At 66.5% G+C, this 17,289-nt stretch carries 19 protein-coding genes; 13 read left to right on the top strand and 6 right to left on the bottom strand.

Annotated elements, in window-relative coordinates:
- Positions 1–490 precede the first annotated feature (490 nt).
- Positions 491–1,978, bottom strand: coding sequence for a PLP-dependent aminotransferase family protein (locus ACEN8I_RS17555; RefSeq protein WP_413329851.1), 1,488 nt, complete (start codon positions 1,976–1,978; stop codon positions 491–493).
- 130 nt (positions 1,979–2,108) lie between these two features.
- On the opposite strand from ACEN8I_RS17555, the gene ACEN8I_RS17550 reads away from it, so the two are divergent.
- The 13 genes from ACEN8I_RS17550 (at position 2,109) to ACEN8I_RS17490 (ending at position 12,244) form a co-directional block, all read left to right on the top strand.
- Positions 2,109–2,720 (top strand): LysE family translocator, encoded by a 612-nt coding sequence (locus ACEN8I_RS17550; RefSeq protein WP_413329850.1) that lies wholly within the window; start codon positions 2,109–2,111, stop codon positions 2,718–2,720.
- On the top strand, positions 2,717–3,655 hold the full coding sequence (locus ACEN8I_RS17545) for a DMT family transporter (RefSeq protein WP_413329849.1): 939 nt from the start codon (positions 2,717–2,719) through the stop codon (positions 3,653–3,655). Before ACEN8I_RS17550 ends, ACEN8I_RS17545 begins: the two co-directional genes overlap by 4 nt.
- Entirely contained in the window at positions 3,655–4,002 is a 348-nt protein-coding gene (locus ACEN8I_RS17540) for an antibiotic biosynthesis monooxygenase family protein (protein ID WP_413329848.1), read from the top strand. The genes ACEN8I_RS17545 and ACEN8I_RS17540 overlap by 1 nt, the downstream gene beginning before the upstream one ends.
- The gene (locus ACEN8I_RS17535; protein WP_413329846.1) at positions 3,999–4,328 is read left to right on the top strand and encodes a DHCW motif cupin fold protein; all 330 of its coding nucleotides are present in this window, start codon (positions 3,999–4,001) and stop codon (positions 4,326–4,328) included. The genes ACEN8I_RS17540 and ACEN8I_RS17535 overlap by 4 nt, the downstream gene beginning before the upstream one ends.
- Before the next feature lie 155 nt (positions 4,329–4,483).
- Entirely contained in the window at positions 4,484–5,677 is a 1,194-nt protein-coding gene (locus ACEN8I_RS17530; protein WP_413329857.1) for a PLP-dependent aminotransferase family protein, read from the top strand.
- A complete protein-coding gene (locus ACEN8I_RS17525) occupies positions 5,674–6,312 on the top strand; it encodes a LysE family translocator (RefSeq protein ID WP_413329845.1) in 639 nt (212 codons plus the stop codon). The genes ACEN8I_RS17530 and ACEN8I_RS17525 overlap by 4 nt, the downstream gene beginning before the upstream one ends.
- A 1-nt stretch (position 6,313) precedes the next feature.
- The gene (locus ACEN8I_RS17520) at positions 6,314–6,934 is read left to right on the top strand and encodes a glutathione S-transferase (RefSeq protein ID WP_413329844.1); all 621 of its coding nucleotides are present in this window, start codon (positions 6,314–6,316) and stop codon (positions 6,932–6,934) included.
- A gap of 42 nt (positions 6,935–6,976) precedes the next feature.
- Positions 6,977–7,891 carry a PhzF family phenazine biosynthesis protein gene (locus tag ACEN8I_RS17515; protein WP_413329843.1) on the top strand — a complete coding sequence of 305 codons (915 nt, stop codon included), beginning with the start codon at positions 6,977–6,979 and terminating at the stop codon, positions 7,889–7,891.
- A gap of 3 nt (positions 7,892–7,894) precedes the next feature.
- The gene (locus ACEN8I_RS17510) at positions 7,895–8,608 is read left to right on the top strand and encodes a VOC family protein (protein WP_413329842.1); all 714 of its coding nucleotides are present in this window, start codon (positions 7,895–7,897) and stop codon (positions 8,606–8,608) included.
- A gap of 14 nt (positions 8,609–8,622) precedes the next feature.
- Entirely contained in the window at positions 8,623–9,261 is a 639-nt protein-coding gene (locus ACEN8I_RS17505; protein WP_413329856.1) for a LysE family translocator, read from the top strand.
- A complete protein-coding gene (locus ACEN8I_RS17500) occupies positions 9,258–10,265 on the top strand; it encodes a threonine dehydratase (protein ID WP_413329841.1) in 1,008 nt (335 codons plus the stop codon). Before ACEN8I_RS17505 ends, ACEN8I_RS17500 begins: the two co-directional genes overlap by 4 nt.
- A 51-nt stretch (positions 10,266–10,316) precedes the next feature.
- Positions 10,317–10,985 (top strand): histidine phosphatase family protein, encoded by a 669-nt coding sequence (locus tag ACEN8I_RS17495; RefSeq protein WP_413329840.1) that lies wholly within the window; start codon positions 10,317–10,319, stop codon positions 10,983–10,985.
- A gap of 101 nt (positions 10,986–11,086) precedes the next feature.
- Positions 11,087–12,244: a hypothetical protein gene (locus tag ACEN8I_RS17490; RefSeq protein ID WP_413329838.1), complete on the top strand. Its 1,158-nt coding sequence runs from the start codon at positions 11,087–11,089 to the stop codon at positions 12,242–12,244.
- A gap of 9 nt (positions 12,245–12,253) precedes the next feature.
- Here ACEN8I_RS17490 and ACEN8I_RS17485 read toward each other — a convergent pair whose 3' ends face one another.
- The 5 genes from ACEN8I_RS17485 to ACEN8I_RS17465 all read right to left on the bottom strand — a co-directional run bounded on the left by ACEN8I_RS17485 (position 12,254) and on the right by ACEN8I_RS17465 (position 17,216).
- Positions 12,254–13,591: a PQQ-dependent sugar dehydrogenase gene (locus ACEN8I_RS17485; RefSeq protein WP_413329836.1), complete on the bottom strand. Its 1,338-nt coding sequence runs from the start codon at positions 13,589–13,591 to the stop codon at positions 12,254–12,256.
- 115 nt (positions 13,592–13,706) lie between these two features.
- Positions 13,707–14,165: an Lrp/AsnC family transcriptional regulator gene (locus ACEN8I_RS17480; protein WP_413329835.1), complete on the bottom strand. Its 459-nt coding sequence runs from the start codon at positions 14,163–14,165 to the stop codon at positions 13,707–13,709.
- Positions 14,153–14,278, bottom strand: a complete 126-nt coding sequence (locus ACEN8I_RS17475; RefSeq protein ID WP_413329834.1) for a hypothetical protein — start codon at positions 14,276–14,278, stop codon at positions 14,153–14,155. Before ACEN8I_RS17475 ends, ACEN8I_RS17480 begins: the two co-directional genes overlap by 13 nt.
- Positions 14,279–14,352: 74 nt before the next feature.
- Positions 14,353–16,494: an ATP-binding protein gene (locus ACEN8I_RS17470; RefSeq protein WP_413329832.1), complete on the bottom strand. Its 2,142-nt coding sequence runs from the start codon at positions 16,492–16,494 to the stop codon at positions 14,353–14,355.
- Positions 16,491–17,216, bottom strand: a complete 726-nt coding sequence (locus ACEN8I_RS17465; RefSeq protein WP_413329831.1) for a response regulator transcription factor — start codon at positions 17,214–17,216, stop codon at positions 16,491–16,493. The genes ACEN8I_RS17470 and ACEN8I_RS17465 overlap by 4 nt, the downstream gene beginning before the upstream one ends.
- Positions 17,217–17,289 lie beyond the last annotated feature (73 nt).

The following is a 17,289-nucleotide window of genomic DNA, read 5'->3' as shown; positions in this document are numbered from 1 at the left end:
GCTCAAACAAGCGCGATCCCTGATCCGCCTACGTCTGCGCTCCTCGGCCCAGCCAGGACGGGGCAATCGGGATCGGGGACAGGAGACAAATACCAAAGAACAAACCAAGACAAACAAGGGTTCGCCATGGCGAGTCCTTGTTTCTTCAGGTATTCGGTATTGGTATTCGGCTGTTTGGCATTCCTTGTCCCCACCCCTTGTGGATGCGCCGAGGAGCGCAGGGCCAGACGGATCAGGGCAAAAACTTGTTTGAGCCGAAGGCGAGTTGTTTTTGACCCCGGCTGGACCGAGCACCGCAGGTTGCCCGTAGCGAAGCGAAGGGACGCAGGAACCAGGGTCGCCTTTTTTTGCTTACTTTTTTTGGCGAAGCAAAAAAAGTGAGTCGCATGCCGGGCGACCCCGGCCAGCCGTCTTTAGCAGAGTAAGCAGAAAGACGAAGAGAGGAGAAGGAGAGAAGGGGAAGAGCGCGCCCAGCCGGAGCAAGACCCGGCTACTTCACCGCATCTCTCAACCTGGCAAAAACCTTCCAGAACGCCGCCTCCTGCGTGGTCGCAAAATTGATCCGCATCAGCGTGCTGGGCGCCCGCACCGCGTGGAACAGCGCTCCCGGGGCGATCAGGTAGCCCTCGTCGAGCATGCGCTGGGCCAGCGCATCGGTGTCCACGCCGGTGTCCACCCAGCCGAACAGGCCGGCAGGCTCGGTCGCGAAGTTGCAGCCGTGGGCAATTGCCAGCTTGACGCTGCGCGCGCGTGCGGCATCGAGCCGGGTGCGTATGCGCTCGGCATGGCGGCGCAGCTGGCCCTGGTCTATGCACCAGGCCAGCGCTTTTTCCAGCAGGGCCGGTGTGGTCAGCGTGGCCAGCAGCTTGGTGTCCAGCAGGCGCTCGACCAGGTCGGGGGGCGCTGCCATGAAACCGACGCGCCAGCCCGGCGCGAGGATTTTGGCGAAACCGCTGACGTAAATCGTGCGCTGCAGGCCGTCGAGCGAGCACAGCCGGGTCGCGTGTTCGGGCGCCAGGTGGCTGTAGGTGTCGTCTTCAACAATGTGGAAGTTGTGCTGCATCGCCAGCTGCAGCACGCGATGCGCGCTGCCCGGCGTGAGGCAATAGCCGGTGGGGTTGTGGAATACGCTGACGCTGACAAACAGCTTGGGCTGGTGGATTTCGCAGTACTGCGCCATCACTTCAAGGTCGGGCCCGTCAGCGCGGCGCGGCACCGGCAGTATGCGCATGCCCAAGGCGTCCAGCCGGGCGAACTCCACGGCCCAGCCGGGCTCCTCCACCATCACGCAGTCGCCGGCGCGCAGCAGCGTGCGGCTCACGATATCCAACGCATGTGTGGCGCCCACGGTGGTGATGATCTGCTCGGGGACGGCATGCACATTGAGCGCGCTCAGTTTCTGCGACAGCGCACGGCGCAGGCCGCTGTCGCCCATGGGCTCGCCGTACTGCAGCGAAAAATCCCGCAGCGCGCTGACGCTGGTGACCTTGCGCACGGCTGCGGGCATGAAGGTGGTTTCCAGCCAGTCGGGCGGAAACACGCCCATGCCGGGCTGCGGCTTGTTGCTGACCTTGTGGAACATGCCGCGTATCAGCGCGGTGGCGTCAACCGGCGCCTGGCGCGTGGCCATCCAGCTGGCGGTGCTCCAGGCGCCCAGCGGCGCCAGGTCGGCCGCCTGCGCCGCTCCATGTTTTCCGGTGTGCGCCGCCGCAGGCGCTTTGGCGGCGGGCGCCGAAGCCGCATTGAGCGAGGCATCGCGCACAAAAAAACCGCGGTTCTTGCGCGCCACCACCAGGCCCTGCGCCAGCAGCTGGTCATACGCGGCCACCACGGTGGAGACGCTCACGCCCTGCTGCTCGGCGCACAGCCGCACCGATGGCAGGCGCGCGCCCGGCGCCAGCAGGCGGCTGCGTATGCGCTCGGCAAAACGCGCCGAGAGCTGTTCGGTCAGGGATTGTGAAGCGGCTTTCATCAACATGGCTCGGCCTTTCTCCTGTTCACCGCCCTCGGCAGGGCGTGGTGTGCTGATTATTTGACCAATACAGTTTTGGAATTTGTACCGCTAACTGTATTGGTGGTGTACTGCTTTCAACTATAAAGTGGGAAACATGAACTGGCAAGAATTTACGGCTTTACTGGTGCTGGCCACGGCGATGAGTTTTTCGCCCGGGCCCAACACCACGCTGTCCACCGCGCTGGGCGCCAATCACGGTTTCCGCCGCGCGCTGCCCTTTGTCTGCGCCGTGCCCGTGGGCTGGGGGGCGCTGCTGCTGGTCTGCGCGCTGGGCCTGGGCGCGCTGGTGCTGGCGGTGCCGCTGCTGAGCTGGGCCGTCAAGATCATCGGCGTGGCCTACCTGCTGTGGCTGGCCTTCAAGGTTTCCCAATCGCGCCAGCTCAGCCCGGCCGACGCCTCCCGGCTGAACGTCACCTTCTGGCAGGGCGCGGCGCTGCAATTCGTCAACATCAAGGCCTGGATGCTGGCGCTGGCCATCGTCAGCGGCTGGATCGCCGGCCGCGAGGCGCCCGCCCTGCGCCTGGCCACCGTGCTGCCTGTGATGCTGGCGTATGCCTTTGTGAGCAACATGGTGTATGCGTTGGCCGGCTCGCTGCTGCGCGACTGGCTTTGCGGCCCCGACGGCAGCGGCCTGCGGCTGCGCTGGTTCAACTACGCCATGGCGGCCGTGCTGGTGGCCACCGCAATCTGGATGCTCTTTATATGAGCCCCCACGCGCAAATCAGCAAAGGCCTGTGGCTGGGCCTGCTGGGCACCGTGATCTTTTCGGTCACGCTGCCCATGACGCGGCTGGCCGTAGGCACGCCGGATGCGCCGCAGATGTCCGGCATCTTCATCGCGCTGGGCCGCGCCGTGGTGGCGGCGGGCCTCTCGGCGGTGTTCCTGCTGGCCACGCGCGCGCCCTTTCCCAAGCGCCAGGACTGGTGGCCGCTGGCTGCCACGGCGGGCGGTGTGGTCTTCGGCTTTCCGCTGTTCACCTCGATTGCCATGCGTTATGTGGAGGCCGTGCATGCCGCCGTGATCATCGGCGCCCTGCCGCTGGCGACCGCCGCCGTGGGCGCCTTGCTGCACCGCCAGCGCCCGTCCGCCGGCTTCTGGTTGTGCGCCGCCCTGGGCAGCGCGCTGGTGGTGGCTTTTGCCCTCTTGCGATCAGGCAGCGGCGGCCTCTCCATCAGCCTGGCGGACTTGCTGCTGCTGGCCGCCGTGCTGTGCGCCGCCGTGGGTTATGGCTACGGCGCCAGGCTGTCGCAAAGCATGCGGGCTGAACATGTGATCTGCTGGGCGTTGCTGCTGTCCCTGCCGCTGACCTTGCCGCTGGCCGCCATCAGCTGGCCTGCTGCTGCCATCAAGGCGTCCGCCTGGTGGGGCTTTGGTTACGTGGCGGTGTTTTCGATGTGGCTGGGTTTTTTCGCCTGGTACCGCGGCCTGGCGCTGGGCGGCACGGTGCGCGTAAGCCAGGTGCAGTTGCTGCAGCCGTTTATGTCCATGCTGTTCGCGGTGCCGCTGCTGGGCGAACGCCTGGACGCCGTGACCGTGGGCTTCGGGCTGGCGGTGATCGCTACCGTGTTCATCGGCAAAAAAATGCCGGTGCACCAGCCGGCCGCCATGCCTCCTTCATTGCTGCACCCAAGGAAGACCTGATGTACTGCGCCTCTTTTATTTTCGAGCCCGGCACCTACGACGAGCGCTTCCACGCGCTGGACGCGCTGATCGAGGAGGCTGCCCATGCCACTCCGGGCTACCTGGGCGCGGAAACCTGGCGCTCGCCCGACGGCACGCGCAGCAACGCGACCTATTTCTGGGACAACCAGGAGGCGCTGCGCGCTTTCTCGGCCCACCCCAAGCACCTGGAAGCCAAACGCCAGTACACCCAGTGGTACAAGGGATTTCACATTGTCATCTCGCAGGTGCTGCGCTCCTACGGCGACGGCAAGATCGAACACATCACGCCCAACCAGCGCGACCGCAGCCAGGGAGTTCCCGCATGAACATCGCCAACATTCCCTTCGGCACTACCGACTGGTCCGCCGTGGACCGCACCGAACATTCGGCCCTGGAAGGCAAGGCCTTCTGGCGCACGCAGAAGTTCGGCGACGTGCGCGTGCGCATGGTCGAGTACACGCCGGGCTATGTGTCCGACCACTGGTGCCAAAAAGGCCACATCCTGCTGTGCCTGCAGGGCCAGTTGCACACCGAGCTCGAGGACGGCCGCAGCTTCACGCTGGAGCCCGGCATGAGCTACCAGGTCGCCGACCAAGCCGAAGCGCACCGCTCGACCTCGCCGCTGGGCGCCACCCTGTTTGTGGTGGATTGAGCGGCCGCATGAAAGTTTCTTGCGCAAAACCGCCAGCCTGCGATCATGGTTGCCATACCCGGCAGCCGTGCGCCGTAGCACCCTGAATTTTTCAACCATTGTGTGAGCCGGGCCGCCCGCGGCGGCCCCCCAAGGAGGAGAGTGAGATGAGCGACATGACATGGACCCAGGCGCAGCGCGCCCACAAGATGAACCCTTCGGTGATCCGCGAGATCCTCAAGGTCACCGAGAAGCCCGGCATCATCAGCTTCGCTGGGGGCCTGCCCTCGCCCAAGACCTTTCCGGTCGCCGCCTTCCGCGAGGCCTGCGACAAGGTGCTGCGCGAGGACGGCCATGCGGCGCTGCAGTACGCGGCCAGCGAAGGCTACGCGCCGCTGCGCGAGATGGTGGCCGCCATGCTGCCCTGGGAGGTCGATCCGGCCCAGGTGCTGATCACCACCGGCTCACAGCAGGGCCTCGATTTGATCGCCAAGATATTGATAGACGCCGGCAGCCGCGTGCTGGTGGAAACACCCACCTACCTGGGCGCGTTGCAGGCTTTCACGCCCATGGAGCCCGAGGTTGTGGGCGTGGCCAGCGACGAGGAAGGCGTTGACATCGCCGACCTGGCGAGCAAGGCCGCCGGCGCGCGTTTCTTTTATGTGCTGCCCAACTTCCAGAACCCGACCGGCCGCACCATGAGCGAGGCGCGCCGTGCCGCACTGAGTGCCGAAGCCGCTCGCCTGGGCCTGCCCATCGTCGAGGACAACCCCTACGGCGACCTGTGGTTCGACACGCCGCCGCCGCTGCCGCTGACGGCTCGCAACCCCGAGGGCTGCGTCTACATGGGCTCCTTCTCCAAGATCCTGGCGCCCGGCCTGCGCCTGGGCTTTATGGTCGCGCCCAAATCGCTCTACCCCAAGCTGCTGCAGGCCAAGCAGGCGGCCGACCTGCACACGCCTGGCTTCAACCAACGCATGGTCGTCGAGACCATGAAGAACAACTTCCTGGAACGCCACGTGCCGACCATACGCGCGCTCTACAAATCGCAGCGCGACGCCATGCTGGCCGCCATGCAGCGCGACATGCCCAAGGGCGTGAGCTGGAACACGCCGGCCGGCGGCATGTTTTTGTGGGTGCGCCTGCCCGAGGGCATGAACGCCATCGACCTGCTGCCCAAGGCCGTGGAGCGCAACGTGGCCTTTGTGCCCGGCTGGGCCTTTTACGCCGACCATGCCGACGCCCGCACGCTGCGCCTGTCGTTCGTGACCTCCAGCGTCGAGCAGATCAACATCGGCATCGCCGCTCTGGCCGCGGCGATCCGGGAGCAGTTGCCCACGGGTCTGCCTGAATTGCGCGCGGCCGCATGATGGACGCGGGCACGCTGTCGCTGTTCGTGCTGGCGGTCCTGGCGCTTTTCATTTCGCCCGGCCCCAACATGGCGTTTGTGCTCTCGCACGGGCTGACGCACGGCGTGCGCGGCGGTTTTGCGGCGGCCATAGGCATCTCGGCGGCAGACCTGGTGCACACGCTCAGCGCCGCGACGGGGGTGACCGCGCTGGTCGCGGCCTGGCCGCCCTCCTTCGATGTGCTGCGCTACGCCGGCGCGCTCTACTTGCTGTGGCTGGCCTGGCAGGCCTTGCGGCCGGCCGGCGCGCGTGATCACGCGCAGGCCCAGCCCGCCGGTTTCGCGCGCATTGTGCGCATGGCCTGGCTCAACAACCTGGTGAACCCGAAAGCGCTGCTGTTTTTCATGGTCTTCCTGCCGCAGTTCGTGAACCCGGCGCGCGGCCACGTGACCTTGCAGCTGCTGGTGCTGGGCGTGCTGCTGTCGGCGCTGGCGCTGGTGTTCAACACCATGCTCGGCGCCTTCAGCGGCCAGATAGGCCGCCGCCTGCAGGCGCGGCCCGGCGCCGCGAAATTCCAGCGCGGCCTGCTGGCTTTCACCATGGCCGGTCTCGCGCTCAGGCTTGTTTTTCTCGACCGACCTTCCAAAGGAATCTGACATGCTTCATCTCTGGGGGCGCATCAGCTCCATCAATGTGCGCAAAGTCGTCTGGGCCGCCCAGGAACTGGGCCTGACCCTGCAGCGCACCGATGCCGGCGGGCAGTTCGGCATCGTCAAGGAGGCCGACTACCGCCGCAAGAACCCGAATGCGCTGGTGCCGCTGATGGAAGACGGCGAGGTCCTCGTCTGGGAGTCCAACGTCATCGTGCGCTACCTGTGCGCGAAATATTCGGCGGGCAACTTCTACCCTACGGCGCTGCCGCAGCGTTTTGCCGCCGAGCAGTGGATGGACTGGCAGCAGACCACCTTCAACCCGGCCGGCCGCGCGGCTTTTGTGCAGCTGATACGCACGCCGGCGGAGCAGCGCAATGCTGGACTCATCGCGCAGTCGGTGGCCGCCACCGAGCCGCTGCTGGCTTTGCTCGACGCGCACCTGGCCGAGCATGCCTACATAGGCGGCGAGCAATTCGGCATGGCCGACATCCCGCTGGGCTGCGAAATGCACCGCTGGTTCGGCCTGCCGCAGCCGCGGCCCGCGCGGCCCCACCTGGACCGCTGGTACCAAAACCTGCTGGCGCGGCCGGCCTCGCGCGGCGTGCTGGACCTTCCCCTGTCATAAATCTTCAACCATTCAACTTTTTTCTGGAAAACCGGGACCCCCATGAAGCAGCGCGCATTCAAGCAAGTCGACGTATTCACCCCGACCCCTTACTACGGCAATCCCCTGGCCGTGGTACTGGACGGCAGCGGCCTGGACGATGCCGCCATGCAGCGTTTTGCCAAATGGACCAACCTGTCGGAGACAACCTTCCTGCTGCCGCCCACGGATGCCACAGCCGACTACCGGGTGCGCATCTTCACGCCCGGCGGCGAGCTGCCCTTTGCCGGCCACCCCACGCTGGGCAGCTGCCACAGCTGGCTGGAGGCCGGCGGGCAGCCGCATTCCAAAGACTTCATCGTGCAGGAATGCAAGGTGGGCCTGGTCAAGATCCGCCGCGAGCCCGGCAGTCAGCGCCTGGCCTTTGCCGCGCCGGCGCTCAAGCGCTCGGCACCCAGCCCCACGGTGCTGGCCCAGGTGGCGACGGCGCTGGGGCTCAAGGCCAGCCAGGTGCTGGCCGCGCAATGCCTGGACAACGGCCCGCTCTGGCTGGGCCTGCTGCTGGACAGCCCCGAGACCGTGCTGAGCCTGGCGCCCGACCACAGGGCACTGGCCAAGCTGGGCACCAAGATAGGCGTCGTTGCACGCTACCCGCACGAAGACGCCGCCCCGCTGATCGCCCGCGCCAACCGCGAGGCCAGGGCGTTTGCGGCGTCCCAGCCGTCTTTTGCGCCCGACTTTGAAGTGCGCGCTTTTGCCTCGCCCATCGGCGTCGACGAAGACCCGGTCACCGGCAGCCTCAATGCCAGCCTGGCGCAGTGGCTGATCGCCGAAGGCCATGCGCCCGAGCGCTACACCGCCTCGCAAGGCGTGTGCCTGGGCCGCGCGGGCCAGGTGCACCTGGGGCGCGACGCCGCCGGCCAGGTCTGGGTGGGCGGTGAGTCGGTGAGCTGCATCGATGGAAGCGTGACGCTTTAAGCCATGGAGAACACCACCGCATCCCCTCCGCTGGCCTCGCAGGTCGACCACCTGGTGGTAGTGGCGGCCAGCCTGGAGCAGGGCGTGCAGTGGTGCGAGCGCGTGCTGGGCATCACGCCGGGACCGGGCGGCGAGCATGCGCTGATGGGCACGCACAACCGGCTCTTCAGCATCGCCTCGCCGGCCTTCCCCACGGCTTATTTTGAAATCATTGCAATCCAGCCGGGCAAGCCCTGCACGCGCCCGGCCCCGGCCAGGCGCTGGTTTGACCTGGACGACCTGGAGCTGCAGCTGCAGCTCAGCAAAGGCGGGCCGCAGCTCGCGCACTTCGCGGCCTCCACCGCCCGGGCGCAGGGCGGCGTGCGCGCGCTGGCGCGCCTGGGGCTGGACCGCGGCGAGCTGCTGGAGGCTTCGCGCATGACGCCGCAAGGCCTGCTGTCCTGGAAGATCACGGTGCGCGAGGACGGCCAGCGCCTGTTCTATGGCGCGCTGCCGACACTGATCCAGTGGGGCGAGACCCATCCCAGCCAAAGCATGGCGCCCTCGGGCATCACGCTGCAGTCGCTGCACGCCAGCCACCCGAGACCCGACGCTTTGCGTGCCGGCTACGAGGCCATAGGCCTGGCCGGTGTGGGCCTGTCGCAGGGTCCGCCCAACCTGATCGCCACACTGCAGACGCCGCACGGCCTTGTCACGCTTGAATCAAAGGGGATATAGAGCTTATGAATGCCATGTTTACCACGACCGAACTCGCCTGGTTTGCCCTTGCCGCCTTTGTGCTGGTGATCACGCCCGGGCCCAACATGATTTATTGCATCTCTCGCACGCTGTGCCAGGGCCCCCGCGCCGGCCTGGTGTCGCTCAGTGGCGTGGCCCTGGGTTTTGTGGTGCACCTGCTGGCCGCGTCCTTCGGGCTCACGGCGCTGCTGCTGGCCGTGCCGGTGGCCTTTGACGCGATCAAGGTGGCGGGCGCGGCCTATCTGCTGTGGCTGGCCTGGCAGGCCGTCAAGCCCGGCGGCCTCGCGCCCTTTGAAACCCGTGAACTGCCACACGACCCGCCGCGCACGCTGTTCCTCATGGGCTTTATGACCAACCTGCTCAATCCCAAGGTGGCGATGTTTTACCTCTCCTTCTTCCCGCAGTTCCTGCACCCCGAGCGCGGCGACCTGCTGCTGCAAAGCCTGACGCTGGGCGCGGTGCAGATCAGCGTGAGTACCAGCGTGAACACGGTACTGATCTGCTTTGCCGCGGCCATCGCCGGCTTCCTGAACCGCAACATCAGCTGGATGCGCGTGCAGCGTTATGTGATGGGCACGGTGCTGGGCCTGCTGGCGCTGCGCCTGCTGACCGAAAAACGGGCGGCCACATGAGCGCCGTGCTGGATCGGGCGCCCGGGCTGGAAAGAGCCGGCAAGCTGCTGCCCTCGCTGCGCGAGATCGAAGACGCGGCCTGCGTGGTGTACCGCGAATTCCAGGCCACGCCGCAATACTGCTGGGGCCTGTCCAGCCAACGCCTGGGCACCGACTGCTGGATCAAGCACGAAAACCACACACCGGTCGGCGCCTTCAAGCTGCGCGGCGGGCTCACCTACTTCGAGGCGCTGCAGCGGCGCGGCGAACTGCCCGCGCAGGTCGTCAGCGCCACGCGGGGCAACCACGGCCAGAGCATAGGCTGGGCGGCGCGCGCCCACGGCGTGGCCTGCACCATCGTGGTTCCGCACGGCAACTCGCTGGAGAAAAACGCCGCCATGCGCGCACTCGGCGTGACGCTGATCGAGCACGGCGACGACTTCCAGGCAAGCCGCGAGTTCGCCATCGCACTGGCCACCGAGCGCGGCGCCCACATGGTGCCCAGCTTCCATGCCGACCTGCTGCGCGGCGTCAGCACCTACTGGTGGGAATTCATGCTGGCCGTGCCGCAGCTGGACGTGGTCTATGTGCCCATAGGCCAGGGCTCAGGCGCCTGCTCGGCGATTGCCGCCAAGCTGGCGCTGGGCCGCAAGCTGCGCATCGTCGGGGTGGTGAGCGCACATGCCACCACCTATGCCGACTCGCTGGCCGCCGGCCGCGTGGTGGAAGCGCCCGTGACCACGCAGCTGGCCGACGGCATGGCCTGCCGCGTTGCCGACCCGGCCGCGCTGGACATCCTGCGGCCGCACCTGGACCACGTCGTGAAGGTGACGGACGACGAAGTCGCCCAGGCCATGCGCGAGCTGTACGCCGACACCCACAATGTGGCCGAAGGCGCGGGCGCGGCGAGTTTTGCCGCCGCGATGCAGGAGCGTGCGCAATTAAAGGGGCAGGTCGTGGGCATTTCGCTGAGCGGCGGCAATGTCGATACTGCCACTGTCGCCAAGGTGCTCCTGAACGGCTGAGCGGTCACACGCGGGACTGGGAGCCCATTCCGGCTTCGTCACAATCTGCCCATGGGAACCCTCTACCTCGTGCGCCACGGCCAGGCCTCGTTTGGCGAAGACGACTACGACGTGCTCAGCCCCATAGGGCGCCAGCAAAGTGTTCGCCTGGGGGAATACTTCAAGTACAAAGGCATCAGCTTTGACGCGGCCTTCACCGGCACGCTGCAGCGCCAGGTCAACACCTTTGCCGGTATCTGCGAAGGCATGGGGATTGATATGCAAGCCGAGCAGCGGCCCGGATTGAATGAATACGACAGCCATGCGGTGATAGGCGCGATCCATCCGCACAAGCTGGAAAAACCCACCACCCCCGAGGAATACCGCGGCCATTTCCGCCTGTTGCGCGACGGCCTGACGCAATGGATGGCCGGCGTCGTCAGCCCCAAGGGCATGCCCAGTTACACGGAATTCGTCGCCGGCATCACCGACGTGCTGGACCATATCCGCAGCACGCACAGCGGCAATGTGCTGCTGGTCTCCAGCGGCGGGCCTATCTCCACGGCCGTGGGCCACGTGCTGGGCACCAGCCCGGAAACCACCATAGAGCTCAACCTGCGCATACGCAACTGCTCACTCACCGAGTTCGCCTTCACGCCCAAGCGCCACATGCTGGTGACCTACAACACGCTGCCGCACCTGGACGCGCCCGAGCACGCGAGCTGGATCACCTACGCCTGAGAACCTGTTGACGGTCTAAACGCTGACGCAAACCTTGCATCGGCTTCCGTGGTGTTTTCACCATTGCCGGGATCGCGCCAAGCAAAGATACTCTTTGGCACATGAGCGCAGCCCTCAGCCCCACTCCCAGCCTCGCCGTCGCGGGCATACACCTTCACGCCGGCACGGCCGATGCGCTGGCGGCGTCTACTTACCGCTTCCTCGTGCAGCTCGAGCAACTGGGCCTGCAGGACGCCGTGGAAACTGCGGAACTACCGGCTCGCGAGGGCGCCGCCGCGGGCCGGCGCTTTCGCCTCAGGGCCGGCCTGGCCGAAAAATGGGCGCCCGGCCTGGACACCCTGGGCCTGGCCGGAAAACTGCAACTCGACACCGTCAACAGCAGCGAGGACCTGGAGCGTGAAATCCTGCTGGCCATGCTGCTCAGCCCGATTGCCTTCGAGTTTCCCAGCCATGAAGAGCTGGCCTCGGCGGTGCGCGTGCGCCGCAACATCGTGGTCGCCGCGCGCAGGACGGCCCTGGAATTCCATACCACCGAGGTCAACCGGCCCGAGGACTGCTGGACCTACTCCGAAGACGACGGTTTCACCGTGCGGCCCGGCCACGCGCTGATTCCCGCCTTGCAAAAAGCCACCCAGCCCGAGGCTTCCGGCAAGCTGTATTCCTTTTCCTGCTACCGCGCGACCGAGTATGTGATCCTGCTGGCCATCGCGCAGGAGCTGGAGGCTTGCAACCCGGCCCTGCTGGCCGGCCTGCAGCAGCGCTGGGAGCGGCGCGCCATCATGTCGGGCAAGTTCCATGATGTGTTCCTGCGCGAATACGGCTCCATGGAGCAGCCGCTGCCGCCCAAATACTACGTGCCCGGCGACCGCCTGTGGTTTCGCAACCCCGACGAGCATTCCTCGGACGTCTCAGGTTACGAAGGCTCCTGGGTGTTTTACATCGGCAACGGCCTGTTCACCAACTTCTGGAAGCGCGAACAGCCCTACACCCTGACGGCCAAATGCCTGGAGCTGTTCCACTGGCGGCACGCCACCTACACCGACGAAGCCGGCGAGCTGCGCATCAACGAAAGCATTGTCGAAGCCGGCGTGAAGGCCTCCAGCGCCGACCCGGCCGAGACCGCGCGCATCCTGGAGCTGATGCTGCGCATGCGCGAGCCCAAGGGGGTCTACCAGTCGGGCGGCTGCATAGACACCTCGCGCGAGTACCCGCGCTGGATGCGGCCGGGCACGGCCGACATGGTGCTGCCACCCGTTTGAAGGCCCGGCTTATTTAGAAGCGCTCACGCGCCAGACGACATTGCCCACGTCGTCGGCCACCAGCAGCGCACCGCGCCTGTCCATCGCCACACCCACAGGCCTGCCATAGGCATGGCCCTCGGGGCTCAGGAAGCCGCTCAGCACATCGAGGGGCAAACCCGAGGGCAAGCCGTTCTCGAAGGGCACAAACACCACCTTGTAGCCGCTGTGCGGCCTGCGGTTCCAGGAGCCGTGCTCGCCGACGAACACGCCGGAGGCCAGCGAGGGCGGCAGCGCCTTGCCATCTGAGAACGCCATGCCCAGCGGCGCCACATGCGAGCCCAGCGCATAGTCGGGCGGCACGGCCTTGGCGACCAGGTCGGGCCGCGGCGGCCGCACGCGCTCGTCCACGTTCTTGCCGTAATAGCTGTAAGGCCAGCCGTAGAACACGCCGTCGCGCACCGAGCTCAGGTAATCGGGTACCAGGTCGCTGCCGATCTCGTCGCGCTCGTTGACCACCGTCCAGAGCGCGCCTGTGCCGGGCGCCCAGCCCATGCCATTGGGGTTGCGCAGGCCGGAGGCAAATACGCGGTGCGCGCCGGTTTTGGCGGCCACCTCCCAGATGGCGGCGCGGCCGGACTCGGCCTCCATGCCGCGCTCGCCCACATTGCTGTTGGAGCCCACCGTCACATACAGCTTGCTACCGTCCGGGCTGGCGATGATGTTTTTGGTCCAGTGGTGGTTGATGGGGCCGGCCGGCAGGTCCACTACCTTGGTGGGCGCCGCGGTGATGGTGGTCTGGCCAGCCTGGTAGGGAAAGCGCATAACGGCATCGGTATTGGCCACGTAAAAATCATTGCCCACCAGCACCATGCCAAAGGGCGAGTTGAGGTTTTCCAGGAATACGCTGCGGCTTTCGGCCTTGCCGTCGCCGTCGGCATCGCGCAGCAAGGTGATGCGGTTGGCCGTGGGCGCGCCGGCCCCGGCCCGGCCCATCACCTTTTTCATGAACCAGCCGCGCAGGCCCTTGCCGTCCTCGGGTTTAGGCGGTGCATTGGTCTCGGCCACCAACACGTCACCGTTGGGCAGCACATAGACCCAGCGCGGGTGGTCCAGTCCGGTGGCCAGGGCCGTCACGGCCAAGCCGGCCATGGGCGTGGGCGTGGCGCCTTCGGGCCAACCCTTGGCCGGCGCGATGTTCACGGTGGGGATCAAGCTTTTTCTGGGCTGCGGCAGCGTGGGGTTGGCGCCCATGCCGGCTTCGGGCGGCAGCAGGGCGGTGTCGCCGCAGGCCACCAGGCCGCCCACAATGGCCGCGCAAGCCGAAGCCGCAAGCCATGTCTTGATGGAAAAGCCGGGGGCGTGCATACATTCTCCCTTGGATGCCGCGCCACAGCGGCGCGCCCGTCCACTGTGCGCCACCGGGCTGCCTGGGGCTGTCAGCCGGCTGCCCAGCGCCCTGTCGGCGCCGGTCCCGCGGGCTTCAGCCCGGCAGCAGAGGGAGATCGGCTTTTTTCAGCGTGCGCAGCACAAAGCTGGACTTGCTGTGGCGTATGCCCTTGATCTTGTAGAGCCGCTCGCGCAGCAGGCGCTCATAGTCCTTGGTGTCGTGCACAGCGATGCGCAGCAGGTAGTCGTATTCGCCGGACACCAGGTATGCCTCGACCACCTCGGGGATCGCGGCCAGGGTTTCGCCGAATTTTTCGAGCGTGTTGTCGGAATGGCTGTCCAGCGTGACCTGCACCAGCACCGTGTCGCCCAGGCCCAGGGCCTGTGCATTGAGGCGCACCGTGTAGCCCTCGATCACGCCGGCTTCCTCCATCTTCTTGATGCGGCCCCAGCAGGGCGAGGGGCTCAGGCCCACGGCCTGGCCAATGTCTTGCAGGCTGGTGCGCGCATCGGCCTGCAACACCTGAAGGATTTTCCGGTCTAAAGTATCCATCCAGCTAATTTATCTGATTTTTGGAAATTTGCAGATTTTTTATCTGTATTTGTCAAATCCAGCAGCAAATCAAGCAAATTATTCGGCCCCGCCCCGGCGATACTTTCTTCCATGGCAGCGGGCTTACCGGTCCGGCTGGCAAGACAAGGCCTCCAGCAAGTTACCGCTCGCTGGGGGCTTTTGACTTTCAGGCCACTGCGCACTGCAGGCGCAGCTCCAGGCACACGCCATCATCCAGGTTGCGCGCGCTGATGGTGCCGCCCATCTTGGCCATATAGGTCTTGGCGACAAACAGGCCCTGGCCGCGCTGTACCGGTGTGCCGCCCTCGGCGTCCGGCTGGTCGGACACGCCGTATTCAAAAATCTTGTCCAGCATGTCCGCTTCTATCCGCGGGCCCAGGTTGCTGATGGCGATCAACGCCTCGGGCGCTGTGGCGCCCTCCCGCGCCTGCAGGGACAGCGTGATGCGGATCAGGCTGCCGGGCCGGCGGTAACGCTCGGCATTGCGCAGCACATGCGAAACCACATCTTCCAGCGAATATTCGTCGGCGCGCACCGTGACCGGCTGGGCCAGGGGCTCAAAGGCCACGCCGGGAATGCCGGCCGCCGCCGCGTTGCGCGCCACATGGCTCAGGAATTCATTGGCGTCCAGGGTCTGCACATTGAGCGCGGTGGATTCAAACGCCTCGCTGGGCGAGGCGCTGCCGTAGAGCACGCGCACCGCCTGCTGCATGCGGCTGATATAGCGGTGCGCCGGGTCGTCGGCACTGCCGTGCAGCACCATCAGCGACTGCAGCGGCGACATGATTTCATGGCCGACCGCATGCCAGGTGTCTTTTTCCTGGGCCACGCGTATCTGCTCGCGCCGCACGTCCTCGTTCACGCGCTGCAGCAGGTCCTGCAGGCCGCCGGCCAGCACGCCCAGTTCGTCGCCGCCACGCAGGTCGGCCAGGTCCACCGCCGCCAGGCCGTCGCTGGCGCGCACGCCCTTGGAGACGGTGGCGGCGCGGCGGGTCAGCTCGGTGATGCGGTGGATGATGCGCAGCTCGATCGCCAGCCAGGTCAGGAAGATGGCCAGCAGCATGCCGCCCACAAACCAGGACACGCGGGTGGCCACAGCCGTCAGGGCCTTGTTGACGGTGCGTATGTCGCCGGTCAGCGTAAGTTCATAGCGCCCCAGCGGCGTGCTGATGATATCGGTGCTGGTGACGGGGGCGTCGTAGCCCTCCACCTGCAGCCGGCGGATCAGCCAGGCGATCAGCGGCGAGGCGCGCTCGGCGGCCTCGGCGCCGGACAGCGCCACGATGTCCTTGCCGGCGCCGCCGGCGCCCAGCTTGCGTATGCGCAGCTTTTCGCCGGGCAGCAGCAAGGGGCTCAGCTCGGCCCAGGAAAAAGGCGCGGTGGCACCCGCGGCATTGCTGTCGAACAGGGGCTTGCCCTCGCCGGGGGCCAGCATTTCCACCTGCACCTTGATCTGGTCCAGGTCGGCCGGCGGCCAGACGATGCCGGCCGGGCCCTTGGCAAACAGCGCCTCGCGAAACAGCTCCACCGGCAGGCGCACGCTGACGAAGGCGCGCCGGGCGCAATCTGGGTCCACCGCCGGCGCGCCGTCCACGCAGCGCCCGTCCTGCCAGAGCCAGCCGCGGAAATCGCGCACCGGCCGGCTGGCCGGCGTGATGGGGCCGTCGTCGACAAAACCCACCAGCCGCCCCCGGGTGTTGGCAAAAGGCGAGGCGTTGCGGCCCTCATCCACGGCCTGCATGGCCTGGAAAGGCGCGATCCAGCGGTAGCGCTGGCCGCGCATGTCGACCGTGATGCGGGCGCGGTGCGCCAGGCTCAAATCCAGCGTGCCCGAGCTGTGCGACACCAAGGGCCCGCTGTTGAAGCTGCCGACGGCGTAGAGGAAACCGCCGGCAAAGGGGTTGTTGCCCACGGCCACGCACATCGAGGCCGCGTCGGGGTATTGCACCAGGCAGCCTGCCATCTCCACCGCCTGCTGGGCCTTGTTGCGATCGTCAAAATCAAGGGCCGAAAATGGCAGCACCAGCGGGCGCAGCGGCGTGACCTCATGGTCGTAGGCCGTGGGGTTGAGCAGCACCAGCTGGCCCGTGGGATGACGCAGCTTGGCCGCGATCTGCGCCTGGTTCTTGCGAAAGCCGTCCTGGTAGTTGCGGTAGCTGCGCTCTTTTTCATCCTGCAGCACGGCGATGGCCAGCGCAACGGTGGCCAGCCCCAGCAGCAAAAAAGCGCCGCGAAAAAAAACCCGCAGGCCGAAGGGCACGCGCGCCGGCAGCAGGCGCTCGACGTCCAGCCCGGCCGGCAGCTTCACGCCCGGCCCTTGCCGCGCGGGGCGGCATCGGCCTCGGCCCAGCGAAAGCCGCGCATGGGCACGTTTTCAATGCCCTCGAAAGCCGCGTCGATTTCCTTGAAGGCATCGCGTATGGTGCTCACGTGCTTGCGGATGTTGTCGCGGTTGCGGCCGCTCTTGACCACCTGGTAGAGGTCTTCATAGCTGACCACCTCGCCACGGCGCGCATGCAGGGCCGCCAGGATGCGCTGCGCCGTCAGCGGCAGGTTCACGCGCTGGCCGCGCCAGATGGCGGTGTTCTGGCGCAGCGGGTCCAGTTGCAGCTCCTGGCCATCCGTAGCCGGCGTCTTGCCCGCGGGGTTTGCCTTGGCGCTGCGCAGGATGTCCAGGAAGGTTTCGATGAAGTCGGCTTCCTCAAACGTGGTTTTTTGCAGGTAGTCCCAGGCGTCCAGGGCTTTCATGATGCTGCGGTAGATGGCGGCCGGCATGGCCGAGACCACCAGCACCGGCGTGCCCTGCCGCTGCTTGTTGATGGCGTTGATGATGGCCACGCCGGCATGGCGTTCGCGCCCCAGCTCGATGTCCAGCACCACGGCGTCGTAGCCCTCGCGGGCGATGGCGGCTTCGGCGTCGTCGCGGGTAAACCACTGGTCAACCTGTATGCCCGGCCGGGCCGATTCAATCCAGCCCCTGAGCTGGTTGCTCATGGGCAAATCGTCTTCGATGACGGCAATTTTGGTCATGGGGCGTGCGAAGTAAAGGGGTGGCCTGATTATGGGCGCGGGCCGTGCCCGGCCGTGTGAGTGTTTCTTCCGT

The organism is Polaromonas sp. CT11-55, assembly GCF_047303325.1.
Lineage (GTDB): Bacteria > Pseudomonadota > Gammaproteobacteria > Burkholderiales > Burkholderiaceae_C > Polaromonas.
This window is presented reverse-complemented; position numbering and strand designations above follow the sequence as displayed.

Coding starts and splice junctions, on each gene's coding strand:
- ACEN8I_RS17545 (WP_413329849.1), top strand. CDS start 2,717: ATGAGCCCCCACGCGCAAATCAGCAAAGGCCTGTGGCTGGGCCTGCTG.
- ACEN8I_RS17500 (WP_413329841.1), top strand. CDS start 9,258: ATGAGCGCCGTGCTGGATCGGGCGCCCGGGCTGGAAAGAGCCGGCAAG.
- ACEN8I_RS17530 (WP_413329857.1), top strand. CDS start 4,484: ATGACATGGACCCAGGCGCAGCGCGCCCACAAGATGAACCCTTCGGTG.
- ACEN8I_RS17550 (WP_413329850.1), top strand. CDS start 2,109: ATGAACTGGCAAGAATTTACGGCTTTACTGGTGCTGGCCACGGCGATG.
- ACEN8I_RS17555 (WP_413329851.1), bottom strand. CDS start 1,978: ATGTTGATGAAAGCCGCTTCACAATCCCTGACCGAACAGCTCTCGGCG.
- ACEN8I_RS17485 (WP_413329836.1), bottom strand. CDS start 13,591: ATGCACGCCCCCGGCTTTTCCATCAAGACATGGCTTGCGGCTTCGGCT.
- ACEN8I_RS17515 (WP_413329843.1), top strand. CDS start 6,977: ATGAAGCAGCGCGCATTCAAGCAAGTCGACGTATTCACCCCGACCCCT.
- ACEN8I_RS17540 (WP_413329848.1), top strand. CDS start 3,655: ATGTACTGCGCCTCTTTTATTTTCGAGCCCGGCACCTACGACGAGCGC.
- ACEN8I_RS17490 (WP_413329838.1), top strand. CDS start 11,087: ATGAGCGCAGCCCTCAGCCCCACTCCCAGCCTCGCCGTCGCGGGCATA.
- ACEN8I_RS17520 (WP_413329844.1), top strand. CDS start 6,314: ATGCTTCATCTCTGGGGGCGCATCAGCTCCATCAATGTGCGCAAAGTC.
- ACEN8I_RS17465 (WP_413329831.1), bottom strand. CDS start 17,216: ATGACCAAAATTGCCGTCATCGAAGACGATTTGCCCATGAGCAACCAG.
- ACEN8I_RS17495 (WP_413329840.1), top strand. CDS start 10,317: ATGGGAACCCTCTACCTCGTGCGCCACGGCCAGGCCTCGTTTGGCGAA.
- ACEN8I_RS17525 (WP_413329845.1), top strand. CDS start 5,674: ATGATGGACGCGGGCACGCTGTCGCTGTTCGTGCTGGCGGTCCTGGCG.
- ACEN8I_RS17505 (WP_413329856.1), top strand. CDS start 8,623: ATGTTTACCACGACCGAACTCGCCTGGTTTGCCCTTGCCGCCTTTGTG.
- ACEN8I_RS17535 (WP_413329846.1), top strand. CDS start 3,999: ATGAACATCGCCAACATTCCCTTCGGCACTACCGACTGGTCCGCCGTG.
- ACEN8I_RS17480 (WP_413329835.1), bottom strand. CDS start 14,165: ATGGATACTTTAGACCGGAAAATCCTTCAGGTGTTGCAGGCCGATGCG.
- ACEN8I_RS17510 (WP_413329842.1), top strand. CDS start 7,895: ATGGAGAACACCACCGCATCCCCTCCGCTGGCCTCGCAGGTCGACCAC.
- ACEN8I_RS17475 (WP_413329834.1), bottom strand. CDS start 14,278: ATGGAAGAAAGTATCGCCGGGGCGGGGCCGAATAATTTGCTTGATTTG.